Source organism: Acinetobacter sp. YH01005 (assembly GCF_013420465.1).
In the GTDB taxonomy this organism is placed as follows: Bacteria; Pseudomonadota; Gammaproteobacteria; order Pseudomonadales; family Moraxellaceae; genus Acinetobacter; species Acinetobacter amyesii.
In genome coordinates this window covers 18,296-38,912 of sequence record NZ_VOYA01000006.1, presented here as the reverse complement: position 1 = coordinate 38,912, position 20,617 = coordinate 18,296, and the positions used below count along the sequence as shown (strand labels likewise).

Genomic DNA, 20,617 nt, shown 5'->3' with positions numbered 1-20,617 from the left:
TTTAGATACCCATCACTGGGGCTTCAGGGAAAGTATGCAGAAAAACCCGATGATTGAGCAGTTGATTGACGCTCAACTGAACTTTTTAGATCAGAGCTTTTCACACAATGATACCGTAGCCACTGAATTCACCCATTTTTATCAATGGTTTCGTAAACAATCTTTGCAGCAAATTTGGAGTTTTGATCAAATCAATGCCTTGTTGCAGAAACAAATTTTAAATACCCCTGCAAGTCAATTTCTAATTGAGCAAATTGCTGAACATATCAAATTTGCACTGATTCACCCTGCAAATGACAGCACTACGATTGCCGAAATCATTCCTGTGTTGACCATCGATAAAATTGCACAGTATGTGGCAAGTAAACAGGGACATCGTCAGCGTTTAATTCATACCATGGTCAACAATCCTGCATTTTCAGCCATGATCAGTCAATTGATTCAACATGCGATACAAGATTATTTAGATAATTCGGTGATTGCAAAATCTGTACCCGGTGTTTCACGATTTATGAAAATGGGGAAATCGGTACTGGAAAACGTCACAGATACCAATTTAGATAATGCAGTCAGTAAATATTTGCAAAAGAATATTTTAAAGCTCAGTCAAATGAGTGAAACCGTGTTAAATCAGCACTTTGATGATCATAAGCTGTACCATTTTCAGGCCAATTTGTGGCATAAAATTAAAGCGCTGCCAGTTTCGGTATTAAAGAACTATGTTGAAGTTCAGGACTTGCCGCAAACCGTCGCTATGGGTCATGAAATTTGGGACTTTATGCGACAGTCTGAGTATATGAAACAGCAAGTGCATGATGGCGTATACGCTTGGTACGTGCGCAATGCAGAACGCCCTTTTGATTTATTGCTGCGTGATTTAAATATTGATGAAGCACTGATTCAGCATGAACTTCAAAATTTACTCAATCCTATCGTTCAACAAATGATTGAGTCGGGTTATTTGCGTGAGCGTTCACGTCTCTATTTAGAACAATTCTACTACTCAAGTGAAGCACTGAAAATTTTAAATATCCAAGCATAAAAAAAGCCGCGTGAAGCGGCTTTTCTTTTGGAAATACTTAGAATTGGTATTTCAAACTTGCATAGTAAGCTCGACCCGGCTCGTTATATGTTTGGTTGACCGTTTTATCACGCAGTTTTTGCTCATCAAATAGGTTATTCACACCGATACGAGCACTCAAGTCCGCATTAAATTTATAACCAAAGTTAATGCCTGCAATGCCATAACTTTTCACGCTATCCATCGCCAAGCCATTTTTGCTTTCAAGACTAGTTTCTGCATATTGACGTGGTTTTTGACGACCATATTGGGTATAGACAAAGTTACTGTCTAATCGATCCGTGATGTTGTAGTTCAAAATAGAGTTTATGGTGTAATTTGGAATCACTGAAAGTGGATTGCCAGTACGTTTATCTTCAGAGTTGATCATATAGGTGACGTTATTGGTCCACGTGATATCACCCCAGTCCAAAGAAATACTTCCTTCAACACCTTCCACCAAGGCTTCTGGCGTATTCATCCAACGCAATACATTATATGTTGTTCCATTTACTTCTAGTTCTTCTAGACGTGTATCCCCTGCAACGATCTTATTTTTATAATCATTACGGAACCATGCAAAGCTTGCATTTACGATGTCTTTTTCAAACTGCACACCTAATTCTTTATTCACTGAAGTTTCAGGTTTGAGATCGCCATTACCTTGTAATAAACATTGGCTCAGCCCAATTGGACAGCCATTACCGCGAGTGCTTAACAGATAACCTTCCGCATTTTGGTACATATTGGGTGCTTTATACGCCTTAGCTACACCACCTTTTAGTGTCCAATAGTCACCAAGTTTTTGCGTAATATTGAGACTTGGACTCCAGCTATCTCCCGATTTACTATGATTATCATAACGCAGTGCCAAAACAACATCGGTGCTTTCGCCCCAATTCATATTATTTTCAATATAGGCCGACGCAATCCGTGAATCCATTTGTGAACGGTCACCTGAAGTCAGCGCATCACCAAAACCGCCTGCGCCAGCTTGTGTATTAACCGTATCGGTAAAGTCATCTTCAACCCACTCAGTGCCTAAAGTTAATACCTGTGGAACATACCATTGGAACGGCAGATTGGCTTCTGCATTAAAGCGAATGGTTTCTAGATGTGACGTTTGTTTATTTTCAAGATTATTAATCTGCCCCTCTGTACTACCACCTGTACCTTCAGGTAAGCGCTTATTTTTGGTTTTGTCATATTGCGCTATGAGTTTACTGTCACCCCACCCCCAAGTACCTTCATGAGTTAATGCAAAAGTATCACGATAAATGGTATTGGTTTCTTCACCAATTAAAGCGGATAAAATGGGCGCCTTGTTCGGATCGGCTGGATCAAATACACTGTTTTGACTGTCACCCGCAAAACGGTTGCCTTGGCGGCCAACACTTGCGTCAAACATCAAGACTTGTTGATCGTTCAACTGCCAAGCCAAGCGCCCTGCGATATCTTTATTTTCAACGCCTTCTCGACCCGCCATACGCGCGCCATTGTCCATTAATGCATTAATATCCGCAGCATCTGAATCGGTTTTGTTATAACTACCGTATAAACGATATGAAAGGACATCTTTGAGAATTGGCCCGCTTAAGTTAAAGCTTTCACGGTGACTTGCGCCCTCTTTAGCGTCTTCAGGTTGATTGGTAAAAACTTCCACAGAGCCATGCACGTCGTTGGTCACTTTCTTGGTTTTAATATTGACCACACCACCCATCGCACCTGAACCATAACGCGCTGCTGCTGGACCACGCAGCACTTCAATCGATTCAATGGCATCCGCAGGTACCCAGTTCGAATCACCACGTGTATCACGCTCACCGCGCCAGCCATAACGTACTGAGTTTCTCGAATTTACAGGCTTGCCATCAATTAAGATCAACGTGTTTTCAGGCCCCATACCACGGATATCAATCTGACGGTTATTACCACGTTGCCCGGTGGCACTGTTACCAGTCAAATTCACACCCGGCATACGGCGCACATACTCTGAAATATCATTAACAACCGGTATTTTTTCTAAATCTTCTGCCGTAATTTTTGAAGCACCTAATGATTGTTTAACCTGTTCTGCTGCAGTAACAACAATGGTTTCCATCTTCGTTACGGATTCGTCTGTTGCTTCAGTTTGCACATCTTCTGCATGCGACAAACTTACCAATGCACAGAGTATTGAAAGTGTAAGCGTTGATTTTAATAGTTGTTTGGTCATTGAGTGCTTCCAAATGAACGTATTTATGGAGAAATCTTGAATATTGTGTTGCACATTGTAACTACCACGAACAATATTGCAACTAATTTTAATAATCATTCTCATTTATATTTGTGATATCGCTTATCATCTCGCTGTAAAAACCTCAGAAACCATTTAAAAATCTTCGTTTTATTTGATTTAGACAATAAAAAAGCCGCATCATTGCGGCTTTTTTATAACAATACTGAACTTATTTGAAATAAGCACCTTCAGTATTACTGTGATCCGTTTGGTCAACAACGCGCATTAATTCAGGTACATGCTGCTTCAATGTTGTTTCAACACCTTGTTTCAGGGTTAAATCGATTGAAGAACAACCTTGGCAACCACCACCGAATTTAAGCACTGCAGTTAAACCATGCTCTGCATCTTCAACCACTTCTACCAATGCACAGTTACCACCATGACCGGCAAGGCCAGGATTAATTTCTGACTGTAGAACATAAGTGATTCGCTCTTCTACAGAGGCATCTGGACCCACACGTGGCACTTTTGAGTTTGGTGCACGGAAAGTTAACTGACCACCAAAACGGTCTTTGTTATAGTCAATCACCGCATCCAAAAGATATGGAATAGACGGTGTGTCAATAAATGCAGGGAAATCTGGATAGTCTTGTTTATAGTCTGTAGGCACAACTTCTTCTGGTGCACTGTAAGCCATACAACATTCAGCACGTGGCGTACCCGGATTTTCCACAAAAACACGTACACCAATGCCCGGTGTATTTTGTTTATCCAAAAGATCTTTCAAATACTCTTGGGCATTTGGTGTGATCAATAGGTTTGGAATTTCTTCAGCAACTGCTGTGCTCTTGTTCTCAGTCGACATTACAATATTTCCTCAAGCTGAAGTCGCTATTTTAACTTAAGATGCGGGGCATTAGAAAAAAATCAACTAAAATTGTCGGAATTATTCTGAAAGTTCACGCTTTAGGCAGATTTAATGGCATTATTGAGCATAAATTTTAACAAGTAGAATAGTCATATATGTTGGGCCTACCCTTTAACCACACCGTGACCATTATCCTGATTACGGTGGTGATTTCACTGATTGCATTTTCAAATCAGAAAGTGATGAATCGTTTGTTATTTTGGCCGCCTGCCCTCAGTCGTGGCGAGTATGACCGATTTATTAGCCATGGTTTTATTCATGCAGATGGCGCGCACCTATTATTCAACATGATTACCTTATTTTTCTTTGGTAGCGTGATTGAAAGTTTTTATCGCCAATATTTTTTCGACATGGGCTTTGTGCTGTTTTACTTGGGCGGTTTGATCGCTGCGATTATTCCGAGTTATTTAAAACATAAGCATGATACCCATTGGGCAAGTTTAGGGGCTTCTGGGGCGGTATCTGCGGTACTTTTTGCGTATATCTTGTTTGAACCGTGGAAACTGATTTTTGTATTCTTTATTCCTGTTCCTGCAATTATTTTTGCCGTGCTTTATGTGGCTTATAGTATTTGGTCAGGTAAACGTGGCAACAGCAACATTAACCACAGCGCACACCTTTGGGGCGCAGCGTATGGTGTAATCATGACGATTATTCTTGAACCGAAACTCATTCCACATTTCTTAAGTCAGTTATTAAACGTTCCTTTCTAACGTTAAGTCTAAAAAATCAGTCTGATTTAACCAGTAAAATGACAGCCTAAACCGTTTCAGTTTAGGCTTTTTTATTGCGCCGAGTTTAACCTCATGACCATTGATCTTTTCTTTAGCCAATTTCCCATATCTACAACACCGCACTTTGAATATCGAGCTATACAATTTCACAGCAGATTGAAACGCTATCTACCCATGCCCTGATTTAAACTGAAATGACACAGAATAAAAAAGGGAAAATTCCAATGAAAATAGTCCTGATGTTCTCAAGTTTGCTGTTGACCTGCGTGTTGAGTGCTTGTGCCGTTCACACTCGTGAAGGCAGTATCGTGGTCGACCCAGATCGTAATCACTATCCTTACAATTACCCAGATCGACATGGCGACTTTTGCCCGCCCGGACAGGCTAAAAAAGGCCGTTGTTGATTTGCCGTTGCTGATTTCATGCCCTCTTCTTTTAAGCCTTCAAACCGAAGGCTTTTTCAATTCCAGCAATAAAATTTGAAGCTGTATATTCTACGAAAGTTCACAAAAGCACATGACAAATCATATAAATCTGGCACTTTATGCCACCCTATTTTTTAATTTGGCATAGATAATGTATACATCTGTATATTAATGACAAAATTAGCTGAGATATTTTGCATGTCGAGTTCAACTGAAGGTCTTCAATTTCCCATTTCGGCTTCAAACCAAAAGCCGAGTACATCTAAAACTGGTCGTGAAATTATCGCTGAAGCCTTAGCTGCAGTTGACCATCACTCTTCTGTACGTGCAAAACAAGAAAAAAACTGGCGTAAAAAATATCCTGAATATTTTAAAGCCTTGGTTGAACAAGGAATTCAATCATCTGAAGCTGCGATCAACATTGCTGAGCAAGGTTTAAATAAAGCGCATCACGTCTTTGAGTTTTATCGTAATCAAGAAAAGTATACGCTCAAAGATGCAGTAGCTTTGACTGCACATCCGCTGCATACCGTGAAATTAAAAGGTGAAAGTGACGCAGCGCCTGAGTGGTATGTGCCCTATCATGGTCAAAAACTTCAAGGTGAGGCTTTACTGGCTCAGATTCAAAAATGGCAAGATGCTGGCATCATTGAAGCCAGTCATGCCGACGCATTACGTGAAGCCATTGCACACCCAGAATGGTTCGATTTGTCAGATCGGACTATGGTGCTTTTTGGTGCTGCCTCCGAAGCTGGCCCTCTGACGTGGTTAACAAAATGGAAAGCCAATATTGTGGCAATCGACCTCAATAATGAACGTGTTTGGGATCGAATCTTAAGCACGGTTCAATCCGGTAATGCCACTTTATATGCACCAAGTCTCGACGCTGTGCATGAAGACACACCCATTCAAGAACTAAAACACAAATTGGGCGCCAATTTACTGACACACATTCCTGAAATTGCACAATGGCTTGCACAAAGTGAACATCAACTAGATCTGGCTGCAATTGCCTATTTAGATGGTGAAAAGCATGTTCGTGTTGCAATGGCAATGGACAGCATCATGGCCTATGTCAGCCAACAAAAAGCCGACACCAGCTTGATGTTTATGTGTACTCCGACCGATGTCTATGCGGTTCCAGAAGAGATTGTTACGGCAGCGCAAGCCAAATTCCAAAACCGTGCTTCTGCACAAAAACTATTGACACAAAGTATTGCCAAAGTCACAGGTCAGCATTTCTTTAAGCAAAATAATGAGCAAACCACCACAGCAGACAATGGAAAATCCTATGGTATTGCTGACTGTCTGGTGGTGGAACAAGGTCCAAACTACGCACTCGCAAAACGTATCCAACAATGGCGCGCAACTGTCGCACGTCAAAATGGTCAGCGGGTTAGTATCAATATTGCGCCATCCACCACGACCCGCTCAGTGACGAAGAATCCATTATTAAAAGCCGCATTTAATGGTGCGAGTTTATTTGATGTGGAATCCTTCCAACCTGAAACCACCAATGCACTCATGGCGGCTTTATGGATTCACGACTTGAGAAACCCTCAATCGGTTGCTAACCCTGAAACGGCGCTAGACCACCCATTAGAACTCATGATGCATGGTGCCAACCATGGTGGCTTATGGCGTGTGGCTTATTTGGCGCGTACTGCCTTACCTTTTGCAGCGCTGTATGGTTTTGCTGAAGAGAAATTGCCCGTGAAAAAAGTATTGGGACTGTTTAAAAAAGCGTAACTGCATTGGTTCAAATAAGTGTTGAACTTTGCAAAGCTTCAACTCGCTAGTTTGATTGTTCTAATTCAGCTCTCAGTCATCCCATTAAAATCGGTGATGTCTGAGATAAAGCCATAAGAAAACGCTGCCGAAGCAGCGTTTTTTTATATCTGGAATTTGAGTTGCTTAGAACACTTTCAAGAATAACCAGTACAAGCAGCCTGATAGACAGATCGTTGCAGGTAAAGTGAAGACCCAAGCCGATAGAATGGTCTTCACTGTTGCAAAGTTCAGACCCGATTTATTCGCGACCATGGTACCTGCAACCGCAGAGTTCAATACGTGTGTGGTCGATACAGGCATACCAAAACCATCCGCAGCAGCAATCGTTGACATAGCAACAAGCTCGGCAGACATGCCCTGACCATAGGTCATGTGGTTTTTACCAATACGTTCACCGACAGTCACAACAATACGTTTCCAGCCCACCATGGTGCCAAGACCCAGTGCCAATGCAACAGCGACTTTTACCCATGTTGGAATGTACTGTAAGAACGAATCTAAGTGACTACGATATTCTTTCACAGTCTTTTGTTCAGCTTCTGCCATTGCTGGTAGTTGTTCAGCTTTATCTAGACGTTTAAAAGCAGTGGTACTTAAGTACATATCATTACGAATCGAAGATACTTCTTGTTCAGGAATATCTTTTAAGTCGCCATACTGTGCAACTCGCTCACCTAAATGATCGGTCAAACTTGCTAAAGCTGGCACAACTTCTGGGCTGACTTCTTTGGTTTGAATGTATTTGGTGAGTACATCACGTGCTTGTGCATCAGGAATATCCTTATGCTCTGCGTAGATCGCCGTCGCAGTTTGAGCAGATAACTGATGGAAAGATTGAATATGTTGATTATCTAAGTTCTTATTCAGTGAATAAGCCAATGGCACACATCCGATCAAAATCAGCATGATCAGACCCATACCTTTTTGACCATCATTTGAACCGTGCGCAAAACTTACACCTGTACAGGTAAAGATCAAAATTGCACGAATCAGTGGTGGTGGTGGCTTATTGCCTTCTGGTGGTTGAAACAATTCAAGCTGTTTGCGGAAAATACGCTTCACCAACAAGAAAACTAAAGCGGCAAATGCAAAACCAATCAGTGGCGAGAACAATAACGCCTTACCGACTTTAAGCACCTGCTCCATATCTACACCGCTCGCACCACCGCCTGCATTTAACAGGTAGTTCATGATGCCAACGCCAAGAATAGAACCAATCAAAGTATGCGAACTAGACGCCGGGATGCCTAAGAACCAAGTTCCTAAATTCCACAAAATCGCTGCGATCAGCATAGCGAAAACCATGGCAAAACCTGCACCTGAACCGACATTCATAATCAATTCAACAGGTAATAAAGCAATAATGCCGTAAGCGACTGCACCACTGGCAACCATTACGCCTAGGAAGTTACAGAAACCCGCCCACATTACCGCAACCGGTGCTGACAAAGCATTGGTATAAATCACTGTTGCTACTGCATTTGCAGTGTCATGGAAACCATTTACAAATTCAAAGCCAAGTGCGATGAATAAGGCTGTGCCCAATAAAATCATTGAATAAAGACTTAAAGGCGGAACATGCGCTAAATCGGCAGTCACCTGAAAACCAATATAAATCAACGTTGAAATAATCACCGTTAAAAATACCGGCATAAAGAATTTCGGTGTAGGCACATGAACATTCGTGGACTTTTGAGGAGTCGACGTGTGCGCTGAATCTACGGGAGTTTGTTTAGAATTCATGCAGGCAGGAATAGAGGATTTTAAAATCCCCATATTGTTCAATTTAATTATGACAATTATATGACAAAGCGGTGTCATATAAAGCAATTTTTCATGCTTTATTTGTTTTTTTTAAGTGTTAAAAACCGACTTCCCTACTCTACTTTCATAAAGTAAATCAGTTATTTAATCTGCGTATTTAAACTTTATTTTCTTTGAAACCCAATATTTCAACTTATATTTCATCTGTCATGTTTTTTTGTCATTTTGCATAGCCCTGCTGGATGTTTTTTAATCTTGCCTGAGCAATATGACAAATTCATGAAGCTTTCCATACATTTATATGAAATTGGAATATGAAATTAGCAAGTTGCAATATTGCTCATTAATTCAACAAGCTAATAATTGCGCACTGTGAAGATGATTGAATATCAATAAAACTGCAATGAATTCTGTTAATATATTTGCCGATTTTATATTCCATCGGATTGGGGTTATTTATGTCCACGCTTGCCACCCTAAAAGAGCTGCTCGCTCAACGGATTCTGATTATCGACGGTGCAATGGGCACCATGATTCAGCGTCATAAACTCGAAGAAGCTGACTACCGTGGTGAGCGTTTTGCAGATTGGGCATCTGACCTCAAAGGCAATAATGACCTATTGGTGTTGACTCAGCCGCAAATCATTCAAGGCATTCATGAAGCCTATCTCGATGCTGGTGCAGACATTATTGAAACCAACAGCTTTAACGGCACAAAAGTTTCAATGTCTGACTACCACATGGAAGATTTGGTATCAGAGATCAACCGTGAAGCAGCGCGTATTGCCAAAGCAGCTTGTGAAAAATACTCAACGCCTGAAAAACCGCGTTTTGTAGCAGGAGTGCTTGGCCCGACTTCACGTACTTGCTCGATCTCGCCAAATGTAAATGACCCAGCATTTCGTAACATTACTTTTGATGAGTTAAAAGAAAACTATATTCAAGCTGCGCATGCCCTGATTGAAGGCGGTGCGGATATTCTACTCATTGAAACTGTATTCGATACCTTAAACTGTAAAGCTGCCATTTTTGCAGTGAAAGAAGTGTTTAATCAGCTTGGCTATGAATTGCCATTGATGATTTCAGGCACGATAACCGATGCCTCTGGCCGTACTTTAACTGGCCAAACTGCTGAAGCGTTCTGGAACTCTGTGCGTCATGGTGACTTATTGTCGATTGGCTTTAACTGTGCCCTAGGTGCAGATGCCATGCGTCCGCATGTAAAAACCATTGCTGACGTTGCCGATACTTTTGTTTCAGCCCATCCGAACGCTGGCTTACCAAATGCCTTCGGCGGTTATGATGAAACCCCTGAACAAACCGCTGCCTTTATTAAAGAATTTGCAGAAAGTGGCTTGATTAACATCACGGGCGGCTGCTGCGGTACAACGCCGGATCACATCCGTGCTATTGCCAATGCCGTAAAAGACATTGCCCCGCGCCAAGTGCCAGAGACTAAACCTGCGTGTCGTTTAAGTGGTTTAGAGCCATTTAACATCACTGAAGAATCACTTTTTGTGAACGTGGGTGAACGTACCAACGTAACAGGTTCTAAAAAATTCTTACGCTTAATCCGTGAAGAAAACTTTGCCGAAGCTTTAGAAGTTGCACAGCAGCAAGTTGAAGCCGGTGCTCAGATTATCGACATCAACATGGATGAAGGCATGCTGGATTCAGAAGGCGCAATGGTGCACTTCCTTAATCTTGTAGCCTCTGAACCTGAAATTTCACGTGTGCCGATCATGATTGACTCATCTAAATGGGAAATCATTGAAGCGGGCTTAAAATGTGTACAAGGTAAAGCGGTTGTTAACTCGATTTCCTTAAAAGAAGGCTATGACGAGTTCGTTGCAAAAGCGCGTTTGTGCCGTCAGTATGGGGCTGCCGTGATTGTGATGGCCTTTGACGAAAATGGTCAGGCCGATACAGCTGCACGTAAAAAAGAAATCTGTAAGCGCTCTTATGACGTGTTAGTGAATGAAGTTGGCTTCCCTGCTGAAGACATCATTTTTGACCCGAACGTGTTTGCAGTGGCAACAGGTATCGAAGAACACAACAACTATGCTGTGGACTTCATTGAAGCGACTGGCTGGATTAAGCAAAACTTGCCGCATGCCATGATTTCTGGCGGTGTGTCTAACGTATCGTTCTCTTTCCGCGGTAACGAGCCTGTACGTGAAGCGATTCACTCAGTGTTCTTATACCATGCCATTCAGCAAGGCATGACTATGGGTATCGTCAACGCAGGTCAAATGGCGATTTATGATGAAATTGATGCTGAACTGAAAGCTGCGGTTGAAGATGTGATCTTGAACCAAAACCAAGGTGAAAGCCATCAAGAAGCTACAGAAAAGCTGCTTGAAGTTGCTGAAAAATACCGTGGTCAAGGTGCTGCGCAAAAACAAGTGGAAAACTTGGAATGGCGTGAGCTTCCAGTTGAAAAACGTCTTGAGCATGCTTTGGTGAAAGGTATCACAACGTTCATTGATGAAGATACTGAAGAAGCGCGTTTAAAATCAGCTCGTCCTTTAGATGTGATTGAAGGCCCGCTGATGGACGGCATGAACGTGGTGGGCGATTTGTTCGGTTCGGGCAAAATGTTCCTGCCGCAAGTCGTGAAATCTGCACGTGTCATGAAACAGGCTGTAGCTTGGCTGAATCCGTTCATTGAAGCGGAAAAAACAGCTGGCCAATCTAAGGGTAAAGTCCTAATGGCAACGGTGAAGGGCGACGTGCACGACATCGGTAAAAATATCGTGGGCGTGGTGTTGGGCTGTAACGGCTATGACATCATCGACCTTGGCGTGATGGTGCCTTGCGAGAAGATTCTGCAAACTGCCATTGATGAGAAAGTCGACATTATTGGTCTATCTGGCCTGATTACGCCGTCACTGGATGAAATGGTTTTTGTTGCGAAAGAAATGCAGCGCAAAGGCTTTAATGTTCCATTGATGATTGGCGGTGCAACCACTTCTAAAGCGCATACGGCAGTGAAAATTGATCCGCAATATTCAAATGATGCAGTCATTTATGTTGCCGATGCTTCACGAGCTGTGGGTGTAGCAACAACTTTACTTTCTAAAGAAATGAAGCCTAAATTTGTTGAAGACACACGTGCTGAATATGAAAAAGTCCGTGAGCGTATTGCCAATAAACAGCCAAAAGCTGCCAAGCTGACATATGCTGAATCTGTAGAAAATGGCTTAAAAATTGACTTTGCTGCCAATGCGCCTGTGAAGCCAAACTTTATTGGTACGCAAACGCTGACCAATTATCCATTGGAAACATTAGTTGAGTACTTTGACTGGACACCGTTCTTCATTTCTTGGAGTTTGGCAGGTAAATTCCCTGCTATCTTAACGGATGAAGTTGTAGGTGAAGCAGCAACTGACTTGTATGAACAAGCACAGACCATGCTAAAAGACATCATCGACAACAAACGTTTTGATGCTCGTGCTGTGTTTGGTATTTACCCTGCTAACCGTTCTGCAGCGGATTCGGTTGAAGTGTATAGCGAAGATGGTCAATCGGTTACGCATACCTTCCATCACATTCGTCAACAGTCTGGTAAAGTGACAGGTAAACCAAACTTGTCATTAGCGGACTTTATTGCGCCTAAAGGTGTCGCAGAAGACTACTTGGGCGGTTTCACGGTATCCATCTTTGGTGCAGAAGAAATGGCAAATGAGTACAAAGCTAAAGGCGATGACTACTCTGCAATTCTTGCGCAATCTTTAGGTGACCGTTTTGCGGAAGCGTTTGCGGAGCATTTGCATGAACGTATCCGTAAAGAGTTCTGGGGTAACCAAGCGTCTGAAACCTTAAGCAATGAAGAATTGATTAAAGAGAAGTATGTGGGCATCCGTCCTGCACCGGGCTACCCTGCTTGCCCTGAGCATTCTGAAAAAGCGCCGTTGTTTGACTGGTTAGGTTCTACTGACAAGATTGGTACGCAATTGACCACTAGCTTTGCAATGTGGCCGCCTTCATCTGTCAGCGGTTTCTATTATGCAAACCCTGAAAGCCAATACTTTAACGTAGGTAAAATCGCAGGCGATCAGCTTGAGGATTATGCAAAACGTAAAGGCTGGACGTTAGATGAGGCGAAGCGTTGGTTAGCACCGAATTTGGATGATTCGGTTCAATAATTTGCATTAATAAAAGCCCTCACTGTGAGGGCTTTTATTTTTTAATCCCCCTAAATCCCCCTTTTTCAAAGGGGGACTTTGTCATTTGATTACATAAATAAATTACGTGACAACTCCTCCCTTTTTTAAAGGGAGGTTAGGAGGGATTAAATCCAATCACTATATTGTGTATGCCTTGGATGAGGTGATCCAAGTTCAATTTCAGTTGTAATAGAAATTTCCTTTACTCTAGAAATATTTAAGCCGTATATAGAATCTTTATTCCACTTAAAATAAATTGGACACTTATTAATACACTCAGAATGATCTATACCCTGTGCAGTTATTTCAGGAAACAAAATAATATTATCAGCAGAAGGTAATTGTACCGACTTTAAAAAAATTCCATGAATCTGATTTCCAAACTTTACTCTTAAGTACTCAAAAAAGTATTGGCTTATCAAATAATCAAACTTTCCACTCTCAAGCTTTGGTTTTGATACACTCGCAATTAATTTTTTAAAGAATACATAAACATCCAACTTTTCTAAATAGCTTTCATCTAAATGATGAGGTGATAAGCCATCAGCTAACTTATTTAGATTTAACAATTTTAGCTCTGCTCTGTTAGAGAATTGAGCAATACCTACATATTGCCCAACTAAAGCTCTAATTTCTGCTACACATGCTATTTTATTTGTCGATAAATATAGCGCAGATACTCCAAAGGGTGTCATTCGTTGGTCACTAGCCAATAAAGGCGGTACTAATCCAAATTTATCTTGAATATTTTTGGCTATTTCTTCATATTCTTCTTCACATTCAAATGCTAAATTATCTTTATTAATTTCTTTCATTAAAATATTAAAACTATCAAAACTTCTGCCACGATATAAAATCGTATTAGGTATTATACTATTTATAAGTGATGATTTGATATTTCCACTATCAAGTAAATATTCGAATGTATGATCTAAGAAATTTTTTAATTTTGAATTAAAAAACCTAAATTCATGCTGAAAACTTGTTTGAATATGTTCCCATTCAATTTCGCTATCACAACCCTCATACTCTTCTAAAGAATCATCATAAAGTACTAATAACTCATTACCGAATTTCTCACTTCCATCTTCTGCTAATTTTTCCGTTAAATCTTCACCTAACTCTAATGACTCTAATAAACTATAGAATTCATCCACCCCATCTTCATCATTTGCTTCATAAAACCAACCTGCCCTCCACGGCAAATCACGCAAAAATCTATAATTAGTAGATATCACATCAAATAGCTTATTTTTAAAAAGCTCATAATCTAAATGAGGATTTTCACCTTGACAAACCTCACAAAAATGACTTTCAAAATTTACATTATCATAAGTATATGGAGGTGTTTTTTTCTCTATACAACCTTTACAAATCAACAATTTGACCAACTTTTCTATTAAAAAATTAGATTAATAGAAAATAACTTAATTTTACATAAATCTCTATTCAAAGAATAAAAAATTTATCAGGATTCTCCTGAGCAAAATCTATAAATCATCACTACAACATCATTAATCTGTCCCACTACCTCTCCATTATCAAATCTCAGCACCTTTAGCCCAAGCTGAGTCAAAGCTTCATCCCTCACCCGATCTGCCTCTAATCCTTCAGACGTATAGTGCTGACTACCATCGCACTCAATGACTAAATTGGCAGCGGGACAGTAAAAATCTACGATGAAATTTAAAATGGGCTTTTGCCGATAAAACTGCAAACCTAAAATTTGCTTATTGCGAAGCCGTGACCATAACAACTTCTCAGCATTGGTCATGTTATTGCGTAAATCACGTGCGGCTTGTTTTAAGTTTTTATTGTAGGGTTTCATTTTATTCTTCTATTTTAATATTTTTAATCCCTCCTAACCTCCCTTTAAAAAGGGAGGGACTGTCACGTAATTCAATTAATTCGCGAAAGTCCCCCTTTAAAAAGGGGGATTTAGGGGGATTCGTTGACAATAATGATAAATGGCTTCCACTACTCCATCAATCTCATTCATTACTTGCCCATTATCAAATTTCAGCACAGTCAATCCAATTTGACTCAAAGCTTAAACTTAAAACTCCTGTGCCTCTTAAATTGAACACGTCATCAAATACAGTCAGATCCAACGACCATCACCTCAGCCCCATCCTTGAATGTTTTTCGCCATCTAAAAGTGCAGCAGCAGAGATTTCATTGGTTAATATATGTGCATTATTTCAGTTCAGGCAAGCCATCCAGCTTTCATCTTTTGAAGACTACAAGATGCTCAGACAGACTCTCAAAAATGTATCATTCGTCAATTTTCAGTTCCATTATCGCGCTAACATCTATCAATCAGATAAAAATACAAAATAATGAATTGCCCTGAATTAACTCAGAAATGGCGCAATTTGTTTTTCATTTTTTAAACAGATTCTAAAAACATAGTTTTTCACTTAATAATCATTCATTTAATTTTGTCATTGCAAATCACCATTGCACTATTTTAGTGCATTGTTGTCCTACTCATGCAAGTCTTTGCTTTATATCGAGTCTTCTACATTTTTTAGTTTTTTTAATCAAAATTTCCCTCTCTCACTCCTCTTTTCGAAATTATTCCGCTCGATATACTGAACTTCTTTTCGTGAACTAGCGCACTAAACTGGAACACCTTATGCAAAATGTAGATCTCCTCTTTCTCCTTCTTGGTGCAGTCTTGGTTCTTGCCATGCATGCTGGCTTTGCATTTTTAGAATTGGGTACAGTACGACATAAAAATCAGGTCAATGCGCTGAGTAAAATTTTGACTGACTTTTCTATTTCCGCAATTGCATACTTTTTTGTGGGTTATTACATCTCTTATGGTCAGCACTTTTTTCATATTGGGGACACTTTAGCAGCCGATCATGGCTACAACTTAATGCGTTGTTTCTTCCTGCTAACTTTTGCCGCAGCCATTCCAGCGATTATTTCAGGTGGTATTGCTGAACGTGCAAAAATGCGGACTCAAGCGATTGCCACATTATTATTGGTCGCTTTGGTCTATCCATTCTTTGAAGGCATGGCATGGAATGGTAATTTTGGGCTACAAGCATGGTTAGAACGCACATTTGGCGCAGCATTTCATGATTTTGCAGGTTCGGTCGTGGTACATGCGATGGGCGGTTGGATCGCTTTAGCTGCAGTACTTTTACTTGGCGCACGTCATGGACGCTATAAAAAAGACGGTCGTATCAGCGCTCACCCCCCTTCAAGTATTCCATTCCTTGCCTTAGGTTCTTGGATTTTAATCGTCGGCTGGTTTGGCTTTAACGTGATGAGTGCGCAACGTTTGGATGCCATTTCAGGACTGGTTGCAATTAACTCTCTCATGGCAATGGTGGGCGGCACGCTTGCAGCAAACTTTATGGGTAAAAATGACCCCGGTTTCTTACATAACGGTCCCTTAGCCGGTTTGGTTGCAATCTGTGCAGGCTCAGATGTAGTTCATCCTGTCGGTGCGTTAATTATCGGCGCTATCGCAGGTCTGATCTTTGTCAAACTATTTACATACACTCAAAACAAACTCAAAGTCGATGATGTACTTGGCGTATGGCCACTACACGGTGTTTGTGGTGCTTTCGGTGGTATTGCAGTGGGTGTATTTGGACAAAAATGGTTGGGCGGTTTAGGCGGTATTTCAATGATCTCTCAATGTATCGGTACGCTGCTCGCGATCGTGATTGCATTGGCTGGTGGATTCATCATTTATGGTCTACTCAAAGTAACGATGGGCATTCGCCTAGATCAAGAAGAAGAATTCCGTGGTGCAGACTTAAGTATTCACCGTATTTCGGCAAACTCTGAAGAAAACATGTTCTAAACAACACAATCTAAAGCGGCATTTATGCCGCTTTTTTTACCCTAAACTTCGCTTAAAGCTTGAGTTTAAATCACCTTATTTTAGAAAATCTAAGACCTGATCCAAATGCTGAATTTTATTCGGAATGCTGTGCTGTTGTTCAGCACTTAAAGTATGAAAGCCTTCAAGCAATACAGCAGACATCCCTGCTTGGCTCGCACCGTAAATATCATTGACAGGATGATCACCAATAAATAAACACTCGGTTTCCGTCACGCCCAACTCACGACAACTGTACTGAAATATTTCAACTTTGGGCTTACTGATGCCTGCACTTTCCGAGCTGATGATCTGATCAAAATACGATGCAAAACCTAGTCCATTCAAAATATTCAGGCGTGTGGCATGTCCACCATTCGACACCACCGCCAGTTTATACTGCTGCTGTTTTAGTTGCTGCAGCAAGGTCAATGCTCCCGGCATCGCCACGGCGAACTAACCAAAGTGCTGAAACCAAAATTGTGTGAGCTCATCAAAATCGGGTTGATGTATCCAATCCAGCTCCGTTTGTAGAGCATAAGCGACAGATGCCCCAATACTCGGATGAGTAAGGAGTTCTTTTTTCGGATATCCCCCATTATCTATACGATTAATAATACGTTTAATCTGTACAAGGTCTACCTCCACCAGCGTCGACTGATAAGACTCGGCTAAATACTGCGTATAGGCCTGAACGCTGTGATCTCGATGAGTCAAAGTATTATCTAAATCAAAAAGGACTGCACGTATGCTCATAAATCTTTATTACTGAGTTTTCAAAAACTTTAACACAATGCCCGTTTTGCTTTATGCACCTTCTTCGCTATCGATATCGATACAGTTCAAATAGCCGATTAAGTCTGATTTAAGTTTCGTGGTTTCAAATAGCAGCATTCAAACAAAATAATTTCAGCACATCGCACGACTTATGCTCTCGAACAGTACCTTTTTATTGCGACAAGCCCTGCTGCTCACGCTCAGTATGGTTGGCCTCCTTTATGTTTTTCCCGTCGGTGGTTCGCTCGACCAAGCTTTTATTCAGCCTTGGGTCGACCTACATGGTGGTTTTCCTCATCGTAATGATTGGGCACTTGCGGTGCTGAACCATCGCTATATCAAGAATATCGTCATAGGTGTGTATGTTCTCTATATCGCAGCATGGATATGCAGTTTTAAATATCCACATCTGAAAGCTCGCAAGTTTGAATTTGGTTATTTTTTCGTGGTTGCTCTACTCAGCACGGCAGTCATTGGGTTGCTCAAATCACAATCTGCGCATGCCTGCCCTTGGAATATGACAGTCGCTACAGCCCATGGCTTTTCTTGGGATTTTTCTGCACGCCAAGGACACTGTTTCCCTGGTGGCCATGCTGCGACTGGTTTTGCCTTAATCACAGGATATTTTGTTTATCGCATACATCGACCTGCCGGTGCTTACTTCTTTTTATCTGCTGGGCTGATTTTAGGCTTTGCTTTTGGCTGGGCGCAAATGATGCGGGGTGCGCATTTTCTGAGTCATAATCTATGGACAGCATGGTTTATTTGGGCCTTTAACACAGTCATTTATACATTTGGCTGTCGTTATCTACCCACAGAAAAAATCAAAACTGCCTATAAACACTTTGAATGGATATAGGCTTTATTCGCAAGGAGTAAATTAAAATAATTAGGAGTTTAAAGGTCTTAGCGGAATCTGAATCGTTACTTTCAACCCACCCAGCGTTTCACTTTTCGCGAAATCTAAACGTGCACCAATATGCGCAGCGGCCTTATCCACGATCGCCAAGCCTAAACCACTTCCAATTTCTTCATGATTATAAATTCGATAAAAGCGTTTTCGAATTTGCTCATATAAAGCTGGGTCGATGCCAGGCCCACTATCTTCAACCTGTATAACCGCCTGCCCCGCATGTTCAAAGACAGAGACATTTATCACGCCCTGTGCAGGGGTATATTTGATCGCATTATCAATCAAATTAAAAATGATTGAATGTACGGTTGGCTCAAGACTATATAAGGAAATGCTTTGTTGTTGCTCCATGCCAAGGTCAATATCTTTTTGCATCGCCAAATGTACCAGTTGCTCCACGCAATTGGTTGCAACTTGCTTAAGATCAAAATGTTGTTTGCGCTCAAGTTCAAAGACCGAGGCATCTTGTTTTGCCAAACTCAATAATTGACTCACCAAATGCTGAATACGAATTAAACCTTTACTCAAATTTTGTAGAGCGTCATCTTGTGGAAATTTTTGTAGCAAAATCTGCATTTGCAAATTCAGTGCGGTAATCGGGGTCCGTAACTCATGCGCTGCGTCAGCAATAAACTGGCGCTGTTCCTGCTGCGACAACGAAATTCGTTCAAACAACTGGTTCATTTCAATAATGGTCGGCGCAATTTCCTCTGGATAAGGCATTTGAGAGATTGGAGAAAGTTCAAAGGCATCCCGTTTTGCCAGTTCTTTTTTAAATTTTTCCAGTGGATTTAAACTGCGTTGAATCAACCATCCCAAAGCGATTAATGCAAAAGGTATAAAAACCAAATAGGGAATAAACATACTACTGGCCAATTCTGCTGCAAGATGCTGTCGAACCGATTCTTGCTGACTGACCTGAATTTGCCGATCTGCGAGTGGCAAAATATAGGTATGCCACTCATCCTGTTGGGTACTGTGGGTATAAAAACCGGCTTTGGGCTGAGGCGCGACCAATAATTTTAATTGATGGGTTTGATGCGCATTGGATTGATAGGTCCATACATCGACAAATAAATCTTCTTCATGATAATGCTTATGTTGATCAAATTCGCTGCGAATGGGCTGCGGATCATGCTCTGCAACACGTTCCGCCATATTTTGCATTTGCGCATCTAAAATTTCATTAATTTCTTCAAGTGCAATTCGATAAGCTGAAAACACCAAAAGACAGCCCAAAAGCATACTGAAAACAGAAACATAAATAATTAGTCTCTTTTTCAGAGAATAAGGCTGCTGCATGGTTGATAATTCCTTTGCCTTAACCGAGTCGATAACCTAAACCACGAATGGTGCGAATAAAATCTTTGTCTAATTTTGTTCTAAGATGATGCACATACACTTCAATAGTATTACTGCTGATATCACTATCAAAATCATAAAGCTTATCTTCTAAATTAGCTTTCGAAAAAATCTTATTCGGATGCGTTACCAGTGGAATCAATATGGCCCATTCACGGTTAGATAAATCGACATATTGACCCTTATAGCGTGCAAGATGCTGTTCGATATCTAAAATCAATTCACCATGTTTTAAAATTTTCTGTGGTGCTTCGACTGAACTCAGCCCTGTGCGTCGAAGGAGTGCATGAATCCGTGCAAGTAATTCATCAAACTCATAAGGCTTAATCAGATAGTCATCTGCCCCATGGTTTAATCCATCTACACGATTTTGTAATTGATCACGTGCCGAGATGATTAACACTGGCAATTTAGGCTGCATTTGACGAATTTGTTTCAGGACTTGCATACCATCCATCATCGGCAAACCCAGATCCAGCAAGACGATATCAATCCCCCCTTGCATTATGAGCTTTAAGCCATCGATACCATTATTCACCCACTCGACTTCAAACTGTTGATAGTTCAACAAAGTTTTAGTCGATTCGGCAATCATGAAATCATCTTCAATAATAAGTATTTTGTGCATG

General features: G+C 40.9%; 15 protein-coding genes and 1 pseudogene. 7 read left to right on the top strand and 9 right to left on the bottom strand.

Translation table 11 applies throughout. The features are described 5' to 3' along the window. The first annotated feature begins 34 nt into the window (after positions 1-34). Positions 35-1,042 carry a hypothetical protein gene (locus tag FTT72_RS05335; RefSeq protein WP_180010102.1) on the top strand — a complete coding sequence of 336 codons (1,008 nt, stop codon included), beginning with the start codon at positions 35-37 and terminating at the stop codon, positions 1,040-1,042. Positions 1,043-1,079: 37 nt separating this feature from the next. Here the strand turns inward: FTT72_RS05335 and FTT72_RS05330 are convergent, their stop codons facing one another. Further along, positions 1,080-3,275 (bottom strand): TonB-dependent siderophore receptor, encoded by a 2,196-nt coding sequence (locus FTT72_RS05330; RefSeq protein WP_180177986.1) that lies wholly within the window; start codon positions 3,273-3,275, stop codon positions 1,080-1,082. Positions 3,276-3,507: 232 nt separating this feature from the next. Then, positions 3,508-4,146 carry a Fe-S biogenesis protein NfuA gene (gene nfuA, locus FTT72_RS05325; protein WP_180164106.1) on the bottom strand — a complete coding sequence of 213 codons (639 nt, stop codon included), beginning with the start codon at positions 4,144-4,146 and terminating at the stop codon, positions 3,508-3,510. A 158-nt stretch (positions 4,147-4,304) separates the two neighbouring features. Between nfuA and FTT72_RS05320 the strand changes: the two genes are divergently transcribed. From FTT72_RS05320 to FTT72_RS05310, 3 genes are all read left to right on the top strand, one after another. Next, complete coding sequence (locus FTT72_RS05320; RefSeq protein ID WP_111884441.1) at positions 4,305-4,922, top strand: rhomboid family intramembrane serine protease; 618 nt, start codon at positions 4,305-4,307, stop codon at positions 4,920-4,922. A 245-nt stretch (positions 4,923-5,167) separates the two neighbouring features. Then, positions 5,168-5,347, top strand: coding sequence for a hypothetical protein (locus FTT72_RS05315; protein WP_180005268.1), 180 nt, complete (start codon positions 5,168-5,170; stop codon positions 5,345-5,347). Positions 5,348-5,566: 219 nt separating this feature from the next. Beyond that, positions 5,567-7,117: a hypothetical protein gene (locus tag FTT72_RS05310; protein WP_180177985.1), complete on the top strand. Its 1,551-nt coding sequence runs from the start codon at positions 5,567-5,569 to the stop codon at positions 7,115-7,117. 165 nt (positions 7,118-7,282) lie between these two features. On the opposite strand, the gene FTT72_RS05305 is transcribed toward FTT72_RS05310, so the two are convergent. Beyond that, a complete protein-coding gene (locus FTT72_RS05305) occupies positions 7,283-8,902 on the bottom strand; it encodes an inorganic phosphate transporter (protein WP_180035527.1) in 1,620 nt (539 codons plus the stop codon). A gap of 479 nt (positions 8,903-9,381) precedes the next feature. Here FTT72_RS05305 and metH point away from each other — a divergent pair, with 479 nt between their 5' ends. Further along, positions 9,382-13,071: a methionine synthase gene (metH, locus tag FTT72_RS05300; protein ID WP_180177984.1), complete on the top strand. Its 3,690-nt coding sequence runs from the start codon at positions 9,382-9,384 to the stop codon at positions 13,069-13,071. 146 nt (positions 13,072-13,217) lie between these two features. Here metH and FTT72_RS05295 read toward each other — a convergent pair whose 3' ends face one another. From FTT72_RS05295 to FTT72_RS05285, 3 genes are all read right to left on the bottom strand, one after another. Then, a complete protein-coding gene (locus FTT72_RS05295; protein WP_257233401.1) occupies positions 13,218-14,471 on the bottom strand; it encodes an RES domain-containing protein in 1,254 nt (417 codons plus the stop codon). A gap of 89 nt (positions 14,472-14,560) precedes the next feature. Beyond that, positions 14,561-14,920, bottom strand: coding sequence for an endonuclease domain-containing protein (locus FTT72_RS05290; RefSeq protein WP_180177982.1), 360 nt, complete (start codon positions 14,918-14,920; stop codon positions 14,561-14,563). Between the two features lie 96 nt (positions 14,921-15,016). Continuing rightward, positions 15,017-15,139, bottom strand: a complete 123-nt coding sequence (locus tag FTT72_RS05285) for a DUF559 domain-containing protein (RefSeq protein WP_180177981.1) — start codon at positions 15,137-15,139, stop codon at positions 15,017-15,019. A 591-nt stretch (positions 15,140-15,730) separates the two neighbouring features. Between FTT72_RS05285 and FTT72_RS05280 the strand changes: the two genes are divergently transcribed. Continuing rightward, complete coding sequence (locus FTT72_RS05280) at positions 15,731-16,918, top strand: ammonium transporter (protein ID WP_180177980.1); 1,188 nt, start codon at positions 15,731-15,733, stop codon at positions 16,916-16,918. A 75-nt stretch (positions 16,919-16,993) separates the two neighbouring features. Here the strand turns inward: FTT72_RS05280 and FTT72_RS05275 are convergent. Next, positions 16,994-17,692, bottom strand: a pseudogene (locus FTT72_RS05275) (HAD family hydrolase). Between the two features lie 172 nt (positions 17,693-17,864). Between FTT72_RS05275 and FTT72_RS05270 the strand changes: the two are divergent. Then, a complete protein-coding gene (locus tag FTT72_RS05270; protein WP_180022305.1) occupies positions 17,865-18,572 on the top strand; it encodes a phosphatase PAP2 family protein in 708 nt (235 codons plus the stop codon). Between the two features lie 30 nt (positions 18,573-18,602). Here FTT72_RS05270 and FTT72_RS05265 read toward each other — a convergent pair whose 3' ends face one another. Further along, entirely contained in the window at positions 18,603-19,928 is a 1,326-nt protein-coding gene (locus FTT72_RS05265; protein ID WP_180177979.1) for an ATP-binding protein, read from the bottom strand. A gap of 19 nt (positions 19,929-19,947) precedes the next feature. Next, positions 19,948-20,616 (bottom strand): response regulator transcription factor, encoded by a 669-nt coding sequence (locus tag FTT72_RS05260; protein WP_078189962.1) that lies wholly within the window; start codon positions 20,614-20,616, stop codon positions 19,948-19,950. Between the last annotated feature and the right edge of the window lies 1 nt (position 20,617).